Here is a 22618-nt window from a genome sequence, read left to right on the forward strand (position 1 = left end):
AAAAGAAAGCATTCTTCTCAGGGGGATTCACAAATGTTTCTTCTTTATTTTACTACAAATGTCCCTTGTAGTATCTGTTTAAGGATAGAGGAATTTCTCTCTAAACCATCACCTCCTAGCATGTTAGAATGAGCGCCATATCCGTTATATTTTACAAATCTTTTTGCTGCTTTGTTCCATGCTTTTTCATTCCATTTTTCCTCTAGATATGTTTTTTCTTCTTCGTCGGCTTTTTCGTTTTCGTCAATTTTTTCTTCCTCAAATTCTGCTTGTATAAGGTGAATTGTAGCTTCTACTTCCCCATAATTAACTAACTGCGTATAAAAACTCATGTATTTGCGCATTTTCCGTGTGAAACTTTGTTTCACAAATTCATTCGCAAAATACAGTTCAAAATCCTCTCGTGTCATATTGAACATTCCTGGATTTTCCCTTAATTCTTCCATTATTATTTTTATGTTTTCTTCTTCTTCTTCTTTTGTTTGCTCGAAGACTTTTCCCTTCCAGTAAACATCGAACAAGACCAAATCAGATACACTATATCCTTGCCTTTCCATTTCTTTTGCTACTTCAAAAGCCAGGTTCCCTCCTGAAGAATAACCAATTAGCACATATTGTCCGTCTGACTGAGTTTGAATCATCGATTCAATATATTGCTGAATTCGATCATCATCTTCAATGAAGTCAAAGCCATACAAGGATGCAGTAGGGATTTGTTCAGCAAGCTTTTTATAAAAAACACCTTGTGCACCAATGGGCGCGAAGCAGAATACGTTTCGATCTGTTTCTTCGTTTAGCAGAATAGGTAGCTCTATATTTTTTCTTTGCTTCTCGCCGTTAAGAGATAGCGCCTCTCTATCTGCTTCTACATTTACCAAAATAGGCTGATGTACATTATTTTCTGATTCTTGATGTGTAATATATTCCGCTATTTTCATAATAGTTGAATGTTTAAACACAACATTTAATGGCATCTCTATTTGCATGTACTCGTAAATTTTTGCAACTAAAAGCGTTGCCTTTAAAGAATGCCCTCCTAATTCAAAGAAATTATCGGTAATACCGATCAGTTCTATTCCTAATACCTCTTGCCAAATGAGTACTAGCTGTGCTTCGATTTCATTCCTTGGTGCAACATACTCCCTTGCCATTAAGCCAATGGTTTGAGGTTCAGGCAATGCTTTACGATCCACTTTACCGTTTGGTGTAAGCGGAATACTATCCAATTGGATAAAATAGTTTGGAATCATATAACTTGGTAGTAATTTTGCTAGATAGCTTCTTAAGTCCAGAGTCAGTACATCTTCTTCCCCTACAATATAAGCACATAACATCTGTTCAGATGCAGTATGCTCCGAAACCATAACTACCGCTTCCTTAATTTTTTCGTATTCTAGGATAGCTGATTCAATTTCACCAAGCTCAATCCGATATCCTCTTACTTTTACTTGTTCATCAACACGCCCCACATATTCAATCATTCCATCTGAGCGCCATTTTGCAAGGTCACCGGTTTTGTACATACGTTCACCAGGTACGAATGGATTTACAACAAATTTATCTGCTGTAAGCTCTGGTTTATTCAAATATCCTCTTGCAAGTCCCTGTCCACCAATACATAATTCCCCTACTACACCTACTGGTTGTAATTGATGATTACAATTGACAATATATACATCTACGTTAGATAATGGGCGACCAATAGTAATCTCTTGTTCTACCTGTATATCGCGCATAATAGTAGTTACTACACTATTTTCAGTAGGCCCATATTCGTTGTTGACTTCAATTTCTTTATTTTTTTCTTTGATTTTTTTAACAATTTGAGCCGGTAATTTCTCTCCTCCCAAAGTGACGCAGCGTAAATTTTGCAAATCCTTACTAGAAGAAACATCAAGAATGGCACTAAACAAACTAGGCACACCGTAGTAATGTGTAATCTCTTCTGATGCGATCAGTTTTTTCAATGCAACTGGATCTTTTGCTTCTTCCTCCTTAGGGAGAACAGACGTTGCACCTGCAAGAATCGGAGCAAACAAACTTGCTACAAATCCATCAAAAGCAAAGGAAAACACTTGTAGAGCCGTATCCCCTGGTCCAAATTCGTATTCTTCCTTCCGCCATTGCAGGCAGTTGATGATGCTTTGATGTTCAATCATAACCCCTTTAGGCTTGCCTGTTGTACCGGATGTATAAATAATATAGGCAAGATCTGTTGACTGATTCATAAATGGAAGATTGGTACCATCTTCTACATAGTTTTGTTCATCTGTAAGATCCAACCATTCGATATCGACCGGTAATTTATTTAATACATGTGACTGAGTAAGCAGTAGCGTCGCTCCGCTATCTTCAAGCAAGTATTGAATACGTTCTTGTGGATAGGCTGGATCAATTGGAACATATGCTCCTCCTGCTTTCAAAATACTAAAGATACCTACGATCATCTCTAATGAGCGTTCCGTCATAATCGCTACAGGATGATTAGGGGTTACCCCTTTTTCTCGTAATACACGAGCTAACTGATTAGCTTTTATATTTAGCTCATGATAGGTTAATGCTTGCCCTTCCCATACGATTGCTATATGTTCAGGTGTTTTCTTCACTTGCTCTTCAAACAATTCCTGTATTGTTTGATTCTGCGGATATTGTATTTTCGTATCATTGAACTCAAGCATGATTTGTTTCTTCTCTTCTTCAGATAACATATCAATATCAGATAATTTGACATCTGGATTTTCTACAATTGCTTTTACTATTTGAATAAAATGTTGAGCCAGTTGTTCAACTGTTTTTTCCTTATACAGTTTTGTGCAGTATTGAAGCCCAAATGCAATTTCTTCCTCTTTTTCTACTGCCACAAGACTCAGATCAAACTTGGCATGCTCTAATTTGCTTACCAAATCGAAAGGTTTGCATGTTAATTCGGCTAGTTCAAATGATTCTTCACCTATGTTTTGAAGGCTAAAGAGCGTATCAAATAATGGATTTCTGCTTAAGTCCCTTTGTATCTCTAGTTTTTCGATAAGCTCTTCAAATGGATAATCCTGATTCTCAAAAGCCGCTAGTGCATTCTGCTTTATTTCTGATACAAATGCTTTGAACGTCTTTTCTCCTTCCGGTTTATTTCTCATTGCTAACGTGTTGACAAACATCCCGACAATATTCTCAAGGTCAGTATGGGATCTACCCACAATCGGTGTCCCTACAATAATATCTTCTTGACCAGAATATTTGGAAAGAAGAACATTATATGCCGCAAGCAAAACCATATAAAGCGTTGTTCCCGTTTCCGTTGCTACCCTGTATAACCCATCCATAAGCTGCTTTCCGGTTCCAAATGTAAGTTGAGCACCATCAAAGCTTTGTTGCATCGGCCTTGGATAATCCGTCGGTATATCCAGAATCGGGCGTTCATCTGCGAAGACATTTACCCAGTATTCTTCTTGCTTTTTAAAGGCTTCTGACTGGAACCACTCATTTTGCCATACAGCGAAATCCTTGTATTGAATACGAAGTTCTGGTAAAGCATTACCTTGATATAGTTCTCCTAATTCTTTCATCAAAATATTGGAAGATATACCATCTGAGATAATATGATGCATATCAAATATAAGCACATGACGGTCTTCTTCCAATTTTAAAAGTTCCACACGAAGCAGCGGTGCAACACTTAAATCGAAAGGCTGAATGAACTCATCGATCATCTTCTCTACTTGTTCATTAGAAGCCACCTGATAGGACATATTGAAATCAACTTCCTCATGAATCTTCTGTACAGGCTTACCATTTATTATTTCAAAAGATGTTCGAAGGCTCTCATGTCGTTCTATCAATCTTTTAAATGCTGATTCCAAGCGTGTTCGCTCAAGTTTTCCTTCAATCAGCATGATGGAAGGCATATTGTAGCTAATTCCTACTCCATCAAATTGATTAACAATAAACATTCTCTTTTGTGCTGATGATACTGGATAATAGTCCTGTCCGCTAACCGGCTGAATAGCCATATATTGCTCTGTGTCCGTCTCCTCTATATATTTAGCCAGTCCTTGAATGGTAGGTGTTTCAAATAAGACACGCAGAGGAACTTCAGTCTGGCATTCTTTATGAACTTGCGAAATAACAGCCATAGCCTTCAATGAATGGCCACCTATTGTAAAGAAGTCATCGTGAATGCCAACACGCTGTAAACCCAATACATCTTTCCATATCTCTTCTAGTTTTCCCTCAAGCATGGTACGCGGAGCTACATATTCTGTTCCTATCGATATGGAACCATCGGGCTCTGGTAAAGATCGCTTATCAATTTTTCCATTAGCAGTAAGTGGCATTGCTTCGAGCGATACAAAATATGACGGAATCATTGCCGCAGGCAGATCATTTGCTAGATACGCACGCAGTTCAGCTACATTTACTTCTCCTTCGGTCACCATATACGCACATAAATATTTCTCTTTCATGTGATCTTCTCTTGCGATCACAGTTGCTTCTTTTATGCTATCATGTTTACGCAGTTGTGCTTCGATTTCTCCAAGCTCGATTCGAATCCCTCTGATTTTCACCTGATGGTCATTTCGACCAAGAAACTCAACATTCCCATCCGGCATCCATCTTGCCAAGTCGCCTGTTCGATACAGCTTTTCACCTGGAACAAAAGGATTAGGGACAAACTTTTCTGCTGTTAAGTCCGGTCTATTTAAATATCCACGGGCAACCCCGGCTCCTCCAATACATAATTCTCCAATTACACCTACAGGCTGAATCTGCAAATATTGATTCATAATATACATTTTCATGTTAGCGTACGGTTTTCCAATCGGTACAGTTCCTGTTACATGTAACGAAGAAAGCGGTTGTTCATAATAGCTAGAATCAATGCACGCTTCGGTTACTCCATAGCTATTCACAATACGTATAGTTGAACCAAAACGGGAAACCAAGGTTTTAAAGTCTTCCATCGAACAACTGTCCGATCCGACAATCAGAATCTGTAACTGGCTAATATCCAGCTTCTGTTCATAAATATACTCCATCAATGGAATCACTAGAGCAGGCGTTGCTTCAAAAATAGTAATGTCATATTTCTTAATAATGGCATATAAAGAAGCTGGGTCCATCTTTACTTCATTTGGACATACAATTAATTGCCCACCTGTAAGTAGTGCTCTGGCAAAATCACCTGCAGATACGTCAAAGGCAAAGCTAGCCATCTGAAGCAAACGGACCGGGAATGTATCTAACCGATAGGCATCTTTCCATGCCATTGCTACATTCACATAGCTTTGATGCTCAATCATCACACCTTTTGGCTTTCCGGTTGTACCAGAAGTGTAAATGATATAGGCTATATCCTGCGGACGAGCGATGGGTTCTAAATTTGAAGCTTCCTCATGAAGCCATTCTTCTTGGTCAAGATACAAAATGTCACCAGAAAACGCAATTTGCTGTGTCAACTTTTGTTGTGTTAACAAGAGCGCTGCACCACTATCTTCCATCATGTAGCTAATCCGTTCCTGAGGATAGTCTATATCGATAGGCACATATGCTCCTCCTGCTTTTAAAACCCCAAGCATTCCTACAATCATGTCGAGTGAGCGATCTACCATAATACCTACCATGCTATTAGGCTGTACTCCTTTTTGGCGCAGCACTCGTGCCAGCTGATTCGCTTTCGCATTAAGCTCCTGATAGGAAAGCTTTTCTCTTTCATCTATCACCGCTATATGATCTGGTGTTTTTTCAACCTGTTCTTCAAATAACTCATGGAATATTTTATTCGTAGCGTAGGTTGCATCTGTGCCATTAAAGTCATACAGGACACGCTGCTGTTCTTCTTCGGACAGCATATTAATTTCACATAACTTAATCTCAGGATTAATAACAATCTCCTGTAAAATATGCATAAAGTGTGTCGCTAATCGTTCTATCGTTTCTTTTTTAAACAGATTCGTGCAATAGTTAAAATAAAATTGAATGTCATCTTGCTTTTCTAAAATATCGAATGAAATATCAAATTTTGCAATCCAATACTGCATTTCATATGGGCTGAAGTTCAATCCCTCAATCCCTATCTCTACTTGTTCGTCAATATTGCTTAGGCTAAACATTGTATCAAATAATGGATTGCGACTTAAGTCGCGACGCACTTGCAGCTTCTCTATCAAATTTTCAAATGGATAGTCTTGATTTTCAAAAGCTTCTAAAGCATTTTGTTTTACTTCCAACAGGAATTCGTGGAAGGTGCGTACGGCTATAGGGGTATTTTTCAATGCAAGCGTATTGACAAACATCCCAACAATATTTTCCACATCTGCGTGAGATCGCCCGGCAATAGGCGTTCCTACTACAATTTCTTCCTGTCCCGAGTATTTGTGTAAAAGTACATTGTACGCCGCTAACAGAAGCATATACAAAGTCGTCCCTGTTTCTGCAGCCAGGCGTTTCAATTCTTCCGCAAGTTGCTTCCCTGCACTAAACGTGACAATATCTCCTTCAAAACTTTGAATTGTCGGTCTTGGATAATCAGTTGACAAATTTAAAACCGGAATATCCTCTGCAAAGGTGTTCAACCAATACGTTTTCTGTTTTTCAAGAGCGTCAGATTGAAACCATTCGTTTTGCCATACAGCAAAATCTTTATACTGAATATGCAGTTCAGCAAGCTCTTTTCCTTTATATAAGTCGGCAATTTCTTTTGTTATAATTTGCATTGATACACCATCTGAGATAATATGATGCATATCCATTAGGAATAAATAGCGATCCGATGCCAATTTAACAAGCCCTACGCGAAGCAGCGGAGCTATTTCAAGGTCAAATGGTTGAACAAAGCTTTCTACAATTTGCTCTATCTCATCTTCTTTCGCCTCCGAATAAGCAATCTGTAGCTCTACATTTTGATGTACACGCTGAACTGGTTCTCCATTAAGCGAATAGAAAGACGTTCGAAGCGCCTCATGTCGATTTACCAAACTTTTTATAGCGTATTCAAAGCGCTGATAATCCAGCTTTCCTTCTATAAACATTACATTAGGTACATTATAGGTAATGCCAGCCCCTTCAAATTCATAAAGGATGTACATCCTCTTTTGCGCAGATGATACTGGATAGTAATCCTGCGGGGTAACAGGTTGAATGGCCAGGTACATTCCTTTTTCTCCATCAGCAATGTATTGAGCTAATGCAGAGATCGTTGGTGTTTCAAATAACACTTTTAATGGCAATTCAACGTCGAACTCTTTATGTACCTGGGAAATCATTGTCATAGCTCTTAATGAATGACCACCTAATTCAAAGAAGTTATCCAGTACCCCGATTTTGTTTACCCCTAACACATTATGCCAAATCTCTGCCAGCTTCATTTCAATGTCGCTGCTAGGCGCTACATATTCGGTTGCTGTACCAAATTCACCATCTGGTTTTGGTAACGCGCTTCGATTTACTTTACCGTTCTGTGTAAGAGGCATTTGTTCAATCTGTACAAAATAGGCTGGAACCATGTAAACAGGCAACTCTTTAGCTATATATTCCCTCAGTTCAGATACCGTTACTTCTTCTTCCGGAACGTAATAAGCGCATAGAGCCTTTTGTCCATTATTATCCTCTACTACCATGATTACCGATTCTTTGACTTTTTTGTGCTTCACAAGAAGCGTTTCAATCTCTCCCGGTTCAATACGGTAGCCCCTGATTTTCACCTGCTGATCAATACGACCTAAATACTCAATTGTTCCATCAGGCAACCATCTTGCCAAATCCCCCGTGCGATACATTCTCTCACCAGGAGCGAATGGATTTGGGACAAACTTCTCTTCTGTTAATGCAGGCTGATTCATATATCCCCTGGCAACCCCATCCCCTCCTACACATAATTCTCCTGGTACACCCACCGGCTGAAGCTGGCCATACCGGTCCATGATATACACTGTTGAATTACTAATGGCCTTCCCTATCGGAATATTGTCATCATATTCTTTATCAATAAGAAAGCATGTAGAAAAAGTGGTGTTTTCTGTTGGGCCGTAACCGTTCCACATAGTCAGATTAGGGCATTTTCGCTTTACATTATTGATGTGTTTCGGAGACAAGGCATCTCCACCTACAATTAGGGAGCGAAGGCCAGCAAACATCTCTTCGGTTCCTTGTGACAATTGGTTAAATAACGGAGAAGTTAACCACATAATCGTAATTTGATTCGCTTGTAAAAATTTGTGTAGTTTCTCTGCATCTAATAGCACGTCTTTAGTAACAGGATACAATTCAGCTCCATGCAGCAATGAGCCAAAAACTTCAAATGTCAGTGCATCGAATCCAATTGCTCCGGTCTGTATTATACGATCGTCTTCGCGGACCTGAACATAATTTGTATTTTTCACAAGGCGAATCACATTTCGATGTTCTACCATAACACCTTTAGGCTTTCCTGTAGAACCAGAAGTGTACATGATGTAGGCTAAATCCCCGGCCTGGTTAACCGGAGCCAAATTGGAAGAATCCCCCTTGTACAAACTGTCTTCATCCAAAATAACACAATCAAATTCATCATGTACTAAAGATAAAAGATGCTGTTGGGTAAGCATAATGCGTACACCACAATCTTGTATCATGTACGAAATTCTATCCGCTGGGTACTCCGGATCAAGAGGTAAATAAGCTCCCCCTGCTTTAAGAATTCCCATGATACCCACGAGCATTTCAGGTGAACGCTCAACCAGCAATCCCACGATATTATCGGGTTGGACTCCTTTTTGCCGTAAGACTCTTGCGACCTGATTCGCTCTTTCGTTAAGTTCCCGATACGTTAATGTTTGGTCTTTCCATCCAACTGCAACATGGTCGGGCGTCTTCTCCACCTGTTCCTCAAATAATCCTTGAATTGTTTGCATATGTGGATATGTGGTTTTCGTATCGTTGAACTCGAATAAAATATGTTGTTTTTCTTCTTCAGACAATATCTCGATTTCTGATATTATAATCGTTGGGTTCCCAACAATTGCATGCAAGATCTGTAAAAAATGACCAGCCATTCTTTCAACTGTTTTATCCGTAAATAATTTAGTGCAATATTCTAGGCATAATAAAATCTCATTTTGTTCTTCGCTAACCTCTAATGTAAGATCAAATTTAGAATGTCTGCTATTTGGAACATATGGTGTAATCGTTATCTGTTCAACCTCAAAAGACTTTCTATCCGTATTTTGCAAAACAAACATCGTATCAAATAATGGATTTCTACTTAAATCTCTCTGTATACCCAACTTTTCGACAAGCGTATCAAATGGGTAATCTGGATTTTCATAGGCATGCAAAGCCGTTTGTTTTACATTTGCTAAAAAATCTTTAAAAGTATCCTCATTATTTAAACGACTTCTTATTGCTAATGTATTTACAAACATCCCCAGCATATTTTCCACATCAGCATGAGACCTACCAGCAATCGGTGTTCCTACAACGATGTCATCTTGCCCGGAATACTTCGATAAGAAAACATTATACGCAGCAAGTAAAACCATATATAGTGTTGTTCCTGTTTCTGTTGCCACCTTGTATAAATCATCCATAAGCTGCTTTCCTGTACTGAATGTAAATCTTTTACCATCAAAGCTTTGAATGGTTGGTCTTGGGTAATCGGTCGGTAGATTCAATACTGGAATCTCTTCTGCAAATACGTTCAGCCAGTAAGCTTCTTGTTTTTCAATAACATCCGATTGAAGCAAGCGATTATGCCAAACAGTAAAGTCTTTATATTGAATGCCTAACGTAGGAAGTTCCTTTTCTTTATACAAATCAGCAATTTCTTGAATCATGATCTGCATGGATACCCCATCCGAGATGATATGATGCATATCCATTATAAATAGATGACGTTCTGCCTCCAATTTAACAAGACCTACACGAAGTAACGGAGCAACTTCAAGAGCAAATGGTTGCATAAATTCCGCAATAATTCGCTCCACCTGATCTTCCGTTGACTCTGAATAAGCAATCTGCAGTTCTACATTTTGATGCACCCGCTGAACTGGTTCCCCATTAATTGAATGAAAGGAAGTACGCAGCGCTTCATGTCGCTCAACTAATTTTTTTACCGCTGCTTCCAATTGTCGGTAGTTCAATTTTCCATCTAGAAACATAACACCAGGTAAATTATAGGCCGTACCTGAACGATCAAATTCATTAAGAATAAACATTCTTTTTTGAACTGATGATACAGGATAGTACTCTTGTTCTGGTACAGGCTGAATGGCAACATAGCTTTCTTTCTTTGCCCCGTTTATATAATTAGAGATTTCCTGAATGGTTGGTGCTTCAAATAACAAACGTAGAGGAATGTCTACATTACACTCTTTGTTCATACGGGAAATAAGCGTAATGGCTTTAAGAGAATGCCCGCCTAACGAAAAGAAATTGTCTTGTATACCGATCTGAGAAATCCCAAGTACTTCTTCCCAGATTTTAGCCAATTTTTCTTCCAGCTCATTTGTAGGTACTACATATTTTGCGTTTGTATTCACAATCCCCTCTAGATTCGGAAGAGATTTTCTGTCTATTTTTCCGTTTGGTGTAAGCGGCAGCTGATCCAACGGAACAAAGAACGACGGGATCATATAATCAGGCAAAGCTTTCCCCAAATATTCTCGAAGCTCAGAGTCATTTACTTCTACTTCCATAACAACATAGGCACATAAATATTTTCCGCCTTTATCATCCGCTTTATCGATAACAACAGCTTCTTTTACACCCTTACAATTTAATAATTGTGCCTCGATCTCACCAAGCTCTATTCGATGCCCCCTAATTTTCACCTGATGATCGGCTCTTCCTAAAAATTCGATATTTCCGTCTGGCAACCACCTTGCTAAATCCCCTGTTCGGTACATCCGTTCGTTTGGCCTAAAGGGATCTGCAAAGAATTTTTCTGCCGTTAATTCTTGATTATTCAAATATCCTCTTCCAACATTTGCGCCCGAAATATATAACTCTCCTACAATTCCTTGTGGTTGTAGTTGTTGTTCTTGATCCAAAATATAAATCCATGTATTGGAGATAGGTTTTCCTATCGGTGGTAATTCAGGAATTTCAGCTTCAGGATTAATAGTATAGGTGGTAACAACATGCGTTTCTGATGGACCATAATGATTGTGTAAATGTACGTTATGTTCATGCAAATAACGTTTAAACTCATTGTTAACTACTAATTGTTCTCCTGCTGTGATAATATGTTTCACGCAAGTTGGAAAACGATTGATAAATTCTCTTTCATTGAAAATAAATTTTAGAAAAGCCACAGGAAAGGATAATACTTCAATATTTTCACGTTTTACTAAATCAAATAATTGCTCTACATCGCGTTGAGTTTCTTTCCTAATAAGATATAATTGCCCTCCAGACAAGAGCGTCGAAAAAATTTCTTGGTAACACACGTCAAAACTGCATGTTGTATACTGTAATACTTTGTCACTAAAGTTGATATTTGTTTTCTCGAAAGTAAAATGAAGCAGATTAACGATGTTTTTGTGCTCTAGCATAACCCCTTTTGGTTTACCTGTTGTTCCTGATGTATAAATAATATAAAACAAGTCCTCTGATTCATTAATATAATCTATTTCTTCAGTTAACTCGTGTGAAATACTTGGATCTTCAATTACTATCGTTTCTTTCGTAAAAGCAAATTTATCCTTTAAATGGCGTTGTGTAAGTACTAGCCGTACAGAATCTAACATATAGCCGATTCTTTCTTTTGGATATTCAGGATCAATAGGCACAAAAGCTCCACCAGCTTTTAAAATCCCTAAGATCCCAACAATCATTTCAACTGAACGCTCCATCATAATGCCTATGATGCTTTCTTTTTTTACGCCTTTTTCTCTTAAGAATCTGGCTAATTGATTAGATCTCTCATGCAGCTCTCTATAGGTCACTTTCTCATCTTCGAATACAACTGCCACATGCTCTGGTGTTTTTTCTACCTGTTCTGTAAATAACTGATGAATCGTCTTATCAGGATACTCTGTTATCGAATCATGCAGCTCTACCAATAAATGTTGTTTTTCTTGCTTTGTAAGCAGAGGAACGTCCTGTACTAACACATGTGGATTATTTGCCACGCATAAAGCCACTTCTTTCATGTGACCTTCAATTTTTTTTATGAAATCTATATCATAAACGGCTGCGTTATAATCGAGTCGGACACTAATTTCATCACGAGGTAAAACCATAACTGTCATATCATAATTAGTTGGTTCAAACATTTTGACATCACGAACTGTAAACCCTACTTTTTGCATGATACTATTCTTTTGCAATTCTTCTACTAAAGGATAATTTTCAATTACCATAATATGATCAATCAGATTCTGTTTTAATTCTGTATGATTTTGTATTTCATACAATGGAAAATACTCATGCTGTTGCGAGAAAAGGACGTTTTGATGAACAGTCTTTACTAATTCAATAAATGATTGATCTTTTTGCGTTTGGATACGTAATGGAAGAGTATTAATAAATAGTCCAACCATTTTCTCAATTCCCGATATTTCAGAAGGACGGCCTGATACAACAGAGCCATATACAACATCATTAGTGGAATTGTATTTTTGAAGTACAATCCCCCATATTGTTTGAAAAACAATATTTAGTGTTACTTGGCTTTGATTGGCAATACGAAGCAGCTGCTGGGTAAGCACTTTGTCAAACGCAAAACGAAACTGTGCTGGTTCATATGTAGTATTATTAATAGCTGCTTTCTTTTTAGGTAATGTTACTGATTGATCATAATTCATTAAATGTTCTTTCCAGTAGCGAAGAGCTTCCTGTTTATCTTGTTTTTCAAGCCACTTAATAAACTGCTTATATGGTTGCACCGCCTCTAACTGAAGAGGTTTCTTCTCTTTTAATGACAGATATATATTGAACAAGTCATTAAATATAATGTTGAAGCACCAACCATCCATTAAAATATGGTGGAAGCTCCAGATCATTTGGTAGTTAACCTTACCAGTTTGAAAAATAGCTACTCTCATCAAGGGATCTCTTGTTAAATCAAAGACTGTTTCCCCATCTTGATACTTATACTGCTCAATAGCCTGTTCTCTTTTTTCTTCATCTAAGGATGATATGTCTTTAAATTGAAGCTGAACAGGCCGTTCCTTTAGCACTACCTGAAGCGGTTGTTTAATTTTTTCATGTAAGAATGTTGTTCTAAACACATCGTATCTATCAATCAATATGTTCAAGCTTTCACTAAGCAGCTCCACATCCACGATACCTTCGATCGCGATAGACATTTGTACCAGGTGAGCATTTTTATCTTTATCAAGTAATGCGTGAAACAACATGCCTTCCTGCATGGGAGATAAACGATACATATCCTGAACATGTTCTTTTTTAAATGTACTCATGCTAGCACCTCATAATAATGAATTTTCAAAGCATTTATCATTAAAAAACCATGGATTTAGTTGGTTATATTTACGTTAATGAATCGGCCAACAAATCGAAAATATCATCCATCTCTTCTAATTCAAGTTCCTTGAAACTGAAATCACTTGGAGTTAACTCAGTATCTTCCTTCTGTACACAATGTTCAATGATGGCCAAAAGATGTTGCTTATAGCTCCGGCTCAATTGCTGAATGGTATCCTCCTTATACTGCTGTTCATTATAAGAAAAGGTGATGTGAAGCTTACCTTCTTCAATAAAACCATTAATATTGAGTACAAAATAACTTTCCCCTTCTGGGCTTAAATTATTTTTTCCATCTGGTCCTAATGAATTACCCATGCTATAAGGAGAACGAGTAAACAATTCAGTCTTCACGTCCGTATCGAACTGTCCTAAGTAGTTAAAGTTAATTTCCGGCTTTAATGTAAAGGGTAAAACAGGCCGTAAATATTCAGTTGTTAAATACTTAAAAATTTCATATCCGATTCCTTTGTTAGGTATTCTGCGTAAATTTTCTTTCATTAATTTGATTTGATAAGACAAATCATCCGATTTTTGCATATCAAGTACAACAGGATACTGGGAAGTAAACCAGCCTACCGTCCTTGCAATGTTCATCTGTTCCAGTATTTCTTCCCGTCCGTGTCCCTCTAAGTTAATTACAATTTTATCAATATCGGCCCATTCTTTGAGTGCAAAGCCAAGTGCCGTTAATAAAATATCATTAATTTCTGTTCGATACGCTTTATTTACATTTTTCAATAATTTTTCTGTCTCTTCTATTGTTAACTCCATTCCTACATAACGTATATTCTTTTGTTTATTGTTCATGGTGACATAATCTTTCTTAATTTGAACGTTCTCGGTATAATAATTCAAATGATGCCAATATTCAGCTTCTTCTAGGAATAATTCGCTGTTCGCATATTTTTCTAATTCAATAGACCAGTCCTTAAATGAATCTGTTTTCTCTGGTAAAGCAATCGTTTGCTGATGCATTGCTTGTTCATAAGCTGTGGCCAAATCCTCAAACAAAATCCTCCAAGAAATACCATCCACAACCAAATGATGAATAGCCATAAACAGGTGATCTCCATTCTGAGTATGAAACAGCGCTATCTTTACTAGAGGGCCTACTTCCAAGTTTATACTATTTTGTAATCGAGCAGATTCTTCACAAATCACCTGTTGCTCATTATCATTTGCAGTTAAATCAAAGGTATAAAAATCAAACAACGTACCTTCAAGCCCCCGATTTATCTGCACGATCTTTCCGTTATGATGTTTGTATATCATACGTAATGCATCATGATGCTCAACAATTTTATTAAATACCCTTAGCAAGATCTCTTTATCAAACCCATTTGGTCTATACAACATATACGATTGGTTCCAATGGTGCATATTTGTAAATTGTTGTTCAAAGAACCAATGCTGAATAGGTGTAAGTCCAATCTCACCTTCCACAATACCTTGCTCACTTCTTCTTTTACTATCTTTTATATAATGAACGAGTTGATCGATTGTTGGATACTTTAATAAATCTTTTGTTTCTAGCTTTAATTGGTAGGAATGCAGGCGAGCAGCAACCTGTATTGCTTTAATAGAATCTCCACCTAATGCATAGAAATTATCTTTAATACCGATTTTCTCAATACCTAATACATCCTGCCAGATAGTAACAAGCGTTTCCTCGATTTCATTTCGCGGCGCTTCATAGTCTACCCTCATCCCGAAAGTTAAATCAGGTTCCGGCAACTGCTTTCGATCAATCTTCCCATTTGATGTAAGCGGCATTTTGTCTAACTGGATAAAATAAGAAGGGATCATATACGTTGGCAGTTCTTCTGATGAGAATTGTCTTAACTGTTCTAGTGGTATATGCTTTTCCGATACAAAATAAGCGCACAAATACGGCTGTTCTTGGTGATCTTTATGCACACTTACTGCAGTTTCGCTAATATACATATGCTTTAGAAGAATAGACTCAACTTCTTCTAGTTCAACTCGGTGACCTCTAATCTTTACCTGGTTATCTATTCTTCCGAGATATTCAATATTTCCATCAGATAGCCATCTTGCCTGATCTCCTGTTTTATACAACTTCTCTCCTGGAACAAACGGGTTATCAACGAACTTCTGGGAAGTTAATTCCGGTCGCTTCCAATATCCCCTTGCTAACCCTTCTCCACCAATACACAATTCACCAGCTTCACCAACCGATTTTAATTGAAGATTTTCATCGACAATATAAATTTGTGTATTTTGAATTGGTGCTCCGATTGGAACTGAATGACCTATTGTTTCTTTGGTGGCTACCCATGTAGTCGCACAAATAGTTGTTTCCGTAGGGCCATAGGCATTTATGTAAGTTACTTTCTCCTTCCACTTGTTTACTAAGGAAGGCGAGGTAGCTGAGCCTGCTGTAATTAACGTTTGTATCGATAAAATACGTTCTGGATCAAGATGAACTACATAGGTAGGTGGTAACGTAATAACAGTGATTTCCTTTTGGTTAATGTATTGTTCAAACTTCACAAAATCATTGATTGTATCCTTCAGGATAATATACAGGCTAGCCCCCGTTAACAAAGCCATAAACATCTCCCATACAGATGCATCAAAAGAGATGCTGGCAAATTGACCAATTCTATCCTTTTCAGTCACGTTAAGACTATTTTCGAAAAATACCTTTAGATTACTTATTCCTTTATGCTCCAGCATTGTACCTTTTGGATTGCCTGTTGTACCAGAAGTATAAATAACATAAGCAAGATCGGTTGATTTACTTGGTACATGTAGATTAGTTCCTTCTCTAATTTTGATAGTATCTTCTTCAAAAATTTCCACTTGCCCATTAAATTGAATATTATGAATTAAATGAACCAAATGCTTCTGGGTAAGTAGCATTCTTGCCTGACTATCATCAAGAATATATTGAATTCTTTCCTTAGGATATTCAATATCAATCGGAACATATGCTCCACCTGCTTTTAAAACGGCTAATATGCCTATAAATAAATCGATAGATTTCTCCATCATAATTCCAACAAGAGTGTCTTTTCCAATCCCTTTTTCTATAAAAATCCGTGCTAGTTGATTGGCTTTCACATTAAGCTCATGGTAGGTAAGTTGCTCATTTTCACATACAATGGCTACATTGTTTGGTCTCTTACTAACCTGCTCTTCAAATAACTGATGGATCGTCTTATCACGTGGATACTCCGCTTTGGTGTTGTTCACAGCAAAGAGATACTGCTCCTCTTCATGCGTTCCATTTTTATTTTGAGCATGAATCAATATACTTTTAGAACTGTTTAACATATATACCCCCTGTAAAAAATAGTTATTTATATTTTAGGAGCTAATACTAAACGTAATTGTTTACACATGAACTCAATCATTTCATATTTGCTTTCGTAAAGAAAAAAATGATCACCTGGATACATACACACAGAAAATTCCCTCTTGGTTTGCTCTCTCCAGGCTTCTAATGATTGATAAGTAACACCATTATCATTTTTTCCTCCAAAAGCAGTGATTGGGCATTCAAAAGGCTCGTCGTTTTTGTACTGATAGGAGCCACACACAGAAAAATCAGCCCGAAGTCTTGGGAGTAATATACTCATCATCTCTGCGTCTTGTAATACTATCTCTGGAGTTCCATTCAATGAACGCAATTCTTGTATAAATTGTTCATCGGGAAGTAAATGATAGTCTTGTTTTGCACATGGGATTTGAGGTGCATGTCGCCCTGAAACAAACAAGTGAACCGGATTAACATTACTCTTTTGCCGTATTGTGCGAGCCAGTTCAAAACTTATTAATGCTCCCATGCTATGCCCCAAAAAAGCAAATGGAATATTTATTAATGGTTGTATTTCCTCAGCTACTATTTCTACTATCTGTTGTAAATTTGTTAGCGGAACTTCCGCCCCCCTATTTTCCCTTCCAGGTAATTGAATTGAACAAACTTCAATTTCCTTTGGAAAAAAATGACTCCATTCATAAAAGGCGGAAGCACCACCGCCTGCATATGGAATACAGAATAGCCTAAGCTTTGCAGCTGAGTTAACATTAGCATTAACAAACCATTTATTTACTTGTGAAATAAAAGTCACATTCACCTCTCCCTTTATTCATTTTTAATATCTAATTAATAAATTAAATCACGCAAAAATATATGTAAGAATAAATTGCTTATGAAGTGAATTCCGAATGGATAAATGTAGTATGTTTAAATCTTGAGGCAGCCAATTCTTTATTTTTCCTTGCTTATATAATATATAAGTAAAGTAATAATACTATCTTTCAAATTTAAATTTCGCTGGCTGAATTACACAGGATGGAAGAAAAATCACTTTAATACATTATTTACCTGATTCGAGTTAAGCTTATTCGATTTTACATTTTTTTTCAATACAGTAACTAAAAGTTATTATTTTCAGAAAATGTAGAATCTAGAAACAAATTACATAACTCTTGCACTTGCAATTTAGTAATAGACAAGTTCGTTACAGAAGAAAACAAAGAACAACAAGAACACTTGTAGCCCTCAAACAACTCTGGTTCATAAATAGTAACAGGTTCTTTTTTATTCTGTTTGTAAATTACAGTTTGTGTTTGATTCTTATCAATCCAAAATGAATTAATCGGTATGTACATACCTTTACCAATAGCTTTTATATAACTTTCTTTAATAGTCCAAAGCTCAAAAAAAGAAGAAACTTGACTATTTTGGGCTTTAGACTGCAACCATATATATTCATTTTCATGAAAAAATTGTTCTGCTATTTTAATGTCTATCTCCGAAATACGCTCGATATCAATTCCAACAGGATGATTTGAAATTGCACATACAACCCATTCATCAGAGTGGGAAATATTAAAATGAATATCGAAATCAACAAAAGGTTTTCCATATTCATTTTTCCTAAATAGAATGTTTTCATTAGGAATGTTTAATACTTGTATCAAATATTTTCTAATAAGCAATTCCCCTAAAAGAGAACGATAAGCATCTTTCACATTAACGTATCGAACAAACGCCTGCTGTTTTTCCTTACTCACATTTGATGACAAGAAGTTAAACACATGCCTATCGATTTCGTTTGGAACCTTTACAAATAACATTTCTATCATTTTTTGACCACCCATACCTTTGTAATACTCGCATAATATAAGTATTTAACTTAATTGTAACGATATAGGACTACTATAATATATTAATAAATCAAATATAGTTGATGCTTGTAAACCCTCAAGGCAGCTTACCTATAATAAATCCTACATTTTTCCTTATTTAATCATATTTCTTCAAGTGCTTATAGAACTCTATGCCCATCAAGTTAACAATAAAGAAGTGGCACAATAAATAACAAAAAAGGCTGTTCCTGTGAATAGGAAGCAGCCTTAACTATCCATTTTGCTGATTTTTCAAAAACATATATAGCTTAATAATGCAGAAATTGTATATTAAATTTTACTATTTATATTTCTCTTGTACTTTTCTAGGCAGACCATCAAGCTGAACTTCCTGCCAATTTGTCACTCCCCGGAAAGTTGCAACGTAAAGCTCAATATAGGCATGTTCTCTTAATTTTCGAGCCGTTGTGAACTTCAATTTCTTTTCATTTCCGTCCTTATCATAGGAAATTAAGTTATATTCATAGCGTTCATCGTCATTCTTCTTAACATCACCATTGTTAATTCGGGTATAATACATATCCTTTCCGGCCGGATCATCAGGCTTTAAAAATGCGTTGTTGCATCCATAAAGGGATGCAATCATAACAAACAGTAAAATAAACATAAAAATAAGAAGAAATGTTTTTCTCCTGCTATTTTTTATCATCGTCTTCTCCTTCTAAAAGAGCTAAATTATAATACTATGGTATAGTTACGCGACAACATCCGTCTTTTTAAGCCTGCGAATTCCACTTATACAAAACAGGACAATAAATAGTCCGTTCATCCCGTAAAACAAAACTTGCTCCATCGTTGCAAGACTATCTTGACTTAATACCCCCATACCGATAGTCAACAATGAATACGGGTAAAACATGCCCAAATGATTGACATATAATCCAAGTCCAATGAGGGTGGCACAAATGCTCACACCAACAGGTACAGCAAAGCTACGGATACGCATAGACAACCATAGTTGAATTCCGCCAATGGCAAGGGAGGCAACCCAACCTCTGAATATCCAACCAATTGTTTCAGAGGGAAAAGACGAGATTAGCCCTACCCATTTTCCGGCTACAAAATACAATGAGAGGAAGAAAGCCTGCGTTACACCAGACAGTAATCCAACCATCATCAATTTCGCAAGAAAAACATCCCGTATGGGAACAGGTGCGGTCAAAATGCTGTTCCAATTCTGATTTATGTGTTCAAATCGGCACAAAAATGCACAACAAATTCCAATCAATACTGGAAAAAAGAATTCTCCGTAGAATAAACCCACCTGCGTCCACAAGCTGTACCACTCATTTTGTAATATTCCTTTGTTAAACACATAATTGGCACAACCAATCAACACGCTAAATATAGGTAAAACAGCTAGCACAATCCATATATAGGAATGACGCAGTTTTATCCATTCAGAAGAAAACGTCCTAATTAACATACTATCATCCTCCTTTATACTTCTTTACGACAAACATAAAAATTTCCAACTGTATATAGCAATACACCAAACAGTAAAAGACCACCAACAAAAGGAAATGATAACCCTCGAGTTACATAAACTACGGACGAGTCGATATACCTCATTACAATCGGAGACAGCTCGTTATAATACGACCAGATAAAAAAATACCGCACCATACCCGGGAAAAGGCTAGCTGTTATTCCAATAAATCCACCCAACATTCCCAGACACAGGGCAAAGGCCTGGTTTGTTATAGCTAACGATATCCATTGTTGTAAGGCGATCACTGCCATGCTCGTTACTAGCGTCCCCATTGCAGTCTGTATCAACAATTCCCATGGGATTGGCGAAGTCACACTCTTACTCTGACAAAACACAACAGTTGCTACTAATTGTAGAACGATAACAAATAGTATCAGCAAGCACGCACACATGTATTTAGCTGCATAAATCTGTTCACGTTTAACCGATGCAGTCATGAGCATTTTCCATGTGTTTCCCTTGTGTTCCATGTCACAGATGCGAGACACGACTACCGCCGTCAAAATAGGCAAGAACAGGCCGTTCATCTGTGTTATAAAGGTGATAATTACCTCCCATGAAACAGCATCAGGATCACGGGACAAGGATATGCTCCCAGCCATAAAAGCCCAGAATAGTTCAATACAAAGTAAAAAAACTATCATAAGTAATATCTTTTTGTGGCGTATCTTGTAAAATTCCAATGCCGTGTATCTCATCACAAGCTACTCACCTTTCCTGTAAGTTCAAGAAAAATATCCTCCAGTTTTTTTCTTCGTTCCTCAATGCGGGTCACACCGATACCATAAGTTACTAGCAATTGGTTAATAGTTGCAATCTGCTCATCTGGTATATCTTCAAAGATAAGATAGTCATCTTGATGCATAGGCATAAACCGATTTTTCTGCAAAATCGACTTTGCCTCTGATATATTTTGTGTACGTAAAGCAATAGTGCGTTTGCTCCGGGCGCGGAGTGAATCCATACTATTTTGGAAAATAAGCTCACCATTATTGATAATACCGACCTTTGTAGCAATCTGGTCAATTTCAGATAGTAGATGGCTGGAGATAAGTACTGTCATCCCAAAACGTTGCGGCAAAGATTGAATCAATTCACGTATCTCCTGAATACCGGCGGGATCAAGACCGTTAGTAGGCTCATCCAATATTAATAACTTCGGAAACCCCATCAATGCCATTGCGATACCTAAACGTTGCTTCATACCCAACGAATACTGGCTAACCTTTTTACCTTTGTGAGATTCAAGGCGTACAATGCGCAAAGCCTCATCGACATTCCTATTCGGAACGTTAAGCAGGCGCTGCATTACCCTCATGTTCTCCAGTCCACTCAAATGTCCGTAGTATGAAGGAGACTCTATAAGGGAACCTGTATTTTCCAGAATACATAAACGATTAGCGCCGAATTCCTTGCCAAACATATTCACTCTGCCATCAGTAGGTTTGACCAAGCCTAACAGCATTTTCAGTGCAGTGGATTTGCCGGCTCCGTTAGGTCCGAGAAAACCGTAAATGTCTCCTTCATAGACCTTCAAATCCAGATCTTTGACTCTATATACACCGTCGTATTGCTTGGACAGCTTGTGGGTTGAAATCATTTCTGTCATATTACTCACACTCCTATTTATGTTTGCCAGTTACCCGCATTCAATAGTAATATACAATGATTACCTAACCTCAAGCTGAATGTAACCTTACAGCTACCTTAAATCGCTTTACTATGTTTAAAATACACCAAAAATCTTGTATAACTAAAAATGGGTGAGTATAATGACTGATTTAAAAAATAAAAAGATACTTATTGTTGATGATGAGTCAGATTTGCGTCAAATGATTGAAGTTTTTTTACGTAAAGAAGGCTATTCTCGCATTTATTTAGCTGAAAATTGCGCTGAAGCGATTGCACTATGTCATTCTGTCAAACCTGATATTGCCATACTAGATGTCATGCTTCCTGATGAAGATGGCTTTTCTCTGCTTGGCCGTATCCGGCAATTCTCCATGATGCCAGTGCTGTTCCTCTCTGCCCGTGGAGAAGATGAAGACCGTTTGATTGGTCTTGGCTTAGGCGCGGATGATTATGTAGTTAAGCCTTTTTTACCCCGAGAACTCATACTGCGCCTGACGGCAATTTTAAAACGTGTCTATGCACCGGCACAGCGCGAAAGTCTGCCTATATTTGACTTAATAGACTGCACGATTGATCTCGAAAGTGCGACGGTGTATAAAAACGTCAAAGAACAACCGCTGACCGCAAAAGAACATGCACTTCTTTTGAAGCTTTATGAAAGTAAAAACCGCATCATCACGAGTGACGCCCTCTGTCAAGCGATTTGGGGTGATGATGCATACGGTTACGAAAATACGTTGATGGTACACATCCGCCGTATCCGCGAAAAAATCGAAGTGAATCCGTCTCAGCCTCAAAGTCTACTTACGGTACGTGGTTTAGGATATAAGCTAATGGTTAAGGGGTAAA

Annotated in this window: 9 protein-coding genes; 1 reads left to right on the forward strand and 8 read right to left on the reverse strand. The window is 37.4% G+C overall.

Translation table 11 applies throughout. The features are described 5' to 3' along the window. Nucleotides 1–44 precede the first annotated feature (44 nt). From grsB to AF333_RS17690, 8 genes are all read right to left on the reverse strand, one after another. The gene (grsB, locus tag AF333_RS17655; RefSeq protein ID WP_043064679.1) at nt 45–13397 is read right to left on the reverse strand and encodes a gramicidin S non-ribosomal peptide synthetase GrsB; all 13353 of its coding nucleotides are present in this window, start codon (nt 13395–13397) and stop codon (nt 45–47) included. 70 nt (nt 13398–13467) lie between these two features. Beyond that, entirely contained in the window at nt 13468–16764 is a 3297-nt protein-coding gene (gene grsA / locus AF333_RS17660) for a gramicidin S non-ribosomal peptide synthetase GrsA (RefSeq protein WP_043064678.1), read from the reverse strand. 26 nt (nt 16765–16790) lie between these two features. Continuing rightward, entirely contained in the window at nt 16791–17561 is a 771-nt protein-coding gene (gene grsT, locus AF333_RS17665) for a gramicidin S biosynthesis thioesterase GrsT (protein ID WP_043064677.1), read from the reverse strand. 307 nt (nt 17562–17868) lie between these two features. Further along, on the reverse strand, nt 17869–18582 hold the full coding sequence (gene gsp / locus AF333_RS17670) for a 4'-phosphopantetheinyl transferase Gsp (RefSeq protein WP_052811850.1): 714 nt from the start codon (nt 18580–18582) through the stop codon (nt 17869–17871). 343 nt (nt 18583–18925) lie between these two features. Further along, nucleotides 18926–19294, reverse strand: coding sequence for a YxeA family protein (locus AF333_RS17675; RefSeq protein WP_052811843.1), 369 nt, complete (start codon nt 19292–19294; stop codon nt 18926–18928). Nucleotides 19295–19339: 45 nt separating this feature from the next. Next, nucleotides 19340–20071, reverse strand: a complete 732-nt coding sequence (locus AF333_RS17680; RefSeq protein WP_043064676.1) for an ABC transporter permease — start codon at nt 20069–20071, stop codon at nt 19340–19342. Between the two features lie 14 nt (nt 20072–20085). Then, the gene (locus AF333_RS17685) at nt 20086–20835 is read right to left on the reverse strand and encodes an ABC transporter permease (RefSeq protein ID WP_173585721.1); all 750 of its coding nucleotides are present in this window, start codon (nt 20833–20835) and stop codon (nt 20086–20088) included. Further along, entirely contained in the window at nt 20835–21746 is a 912-nt protein-coding gene (locus tag AF333_RS17690) for an ABC transporter ATP-binding protein (RefSeq protein WP_043064674.1), read from the reverse strand. Before AF333_RS17690 ends, AF333_RS17685 begins: the two co-directional genes overlap by 1 nt. 163 nt (nt 21747–21909) lie before the next feature. Between AF333_RS17690 and AF333_RS17695 the strand changes: the two genes are divergently transcribed. Further along, a complete protein-coding gene (locus AF333_RS17695) occupies nt 21910–22617 on the forward strand; it encodes a response regulator transcription factor (protein ID WP_043064673.1) in 708 nt (235 codons plus the stop codon). Nucleotide 22618: the final 1 nt, after the last annotated feature.

Origin of the sequence: Aneurinibacillus migulanus, assembly GCF_001274715.1 — a bacterium.
Taxonomy (GTDB): Bacteria; Bacillota; Bacilli; order Aneurinibacillales; family Aneurinibacillaceae; genus Aneurinibacillus; species Aneurinibacillus migulanus.

Bases quoted from the DNA above. Each gene is read 5' to 3' on its own strand.
- AF333_RS17685 (WP_173585721.1), bottom strand. From the start codon at position 20,835: ATGAGATACACGGCATTGGAATTTTACAAGATACGCCACAAAAAGATA.
- grsA (WP_043064678.1), bottom strand. From the start codon at position 16,764: ATGTTAAACAGTTCTAAAAGTATATTGATTCATGCTCAAAATAAAAAT.
- grsB (WP_043064679.1), bottom strand. From the start codon at position 13,397: ATGAGTACATTTAAAAAAGAACATGTTCAGGATATGTATCGTTTATCT.
- gsp (WP_052811850.1), bottom strand. From the start codon at position 18,582: ATGATAGAAATGTTATTTGTAAAGGTTCCAAACGAAATCGATAGGCAT.
- AF333_RS17675 (WP_052811843.1), bottom strand. From the start codon at position 19,294: ATGATAAAAAATAGCAGGAGAAAAACATTTCTTCTTATTTTTATGTTT.
- AF333_RS17695 (WP_043064673.1), top strand. From the start codon at position 21,910: ATGACTGATTTAAAAAATAAAAAGATACTTATTGTTGATGATGAGTCA.
- AF333_RS17680 (WP_043064676.1), bottom strand. From the start codon at position 20,071: ATGTTAATTAGGACGTTTTCTTCTGAATGGATAAAACTGCGTCATTCC.
- AF333_RS17690 (WP_043064674.1), bottom strand. From the start codon at position 21,746: ATGACAGAAATGATTTCAACCCACAAGCTGTCCAAGCAATACGACGGT.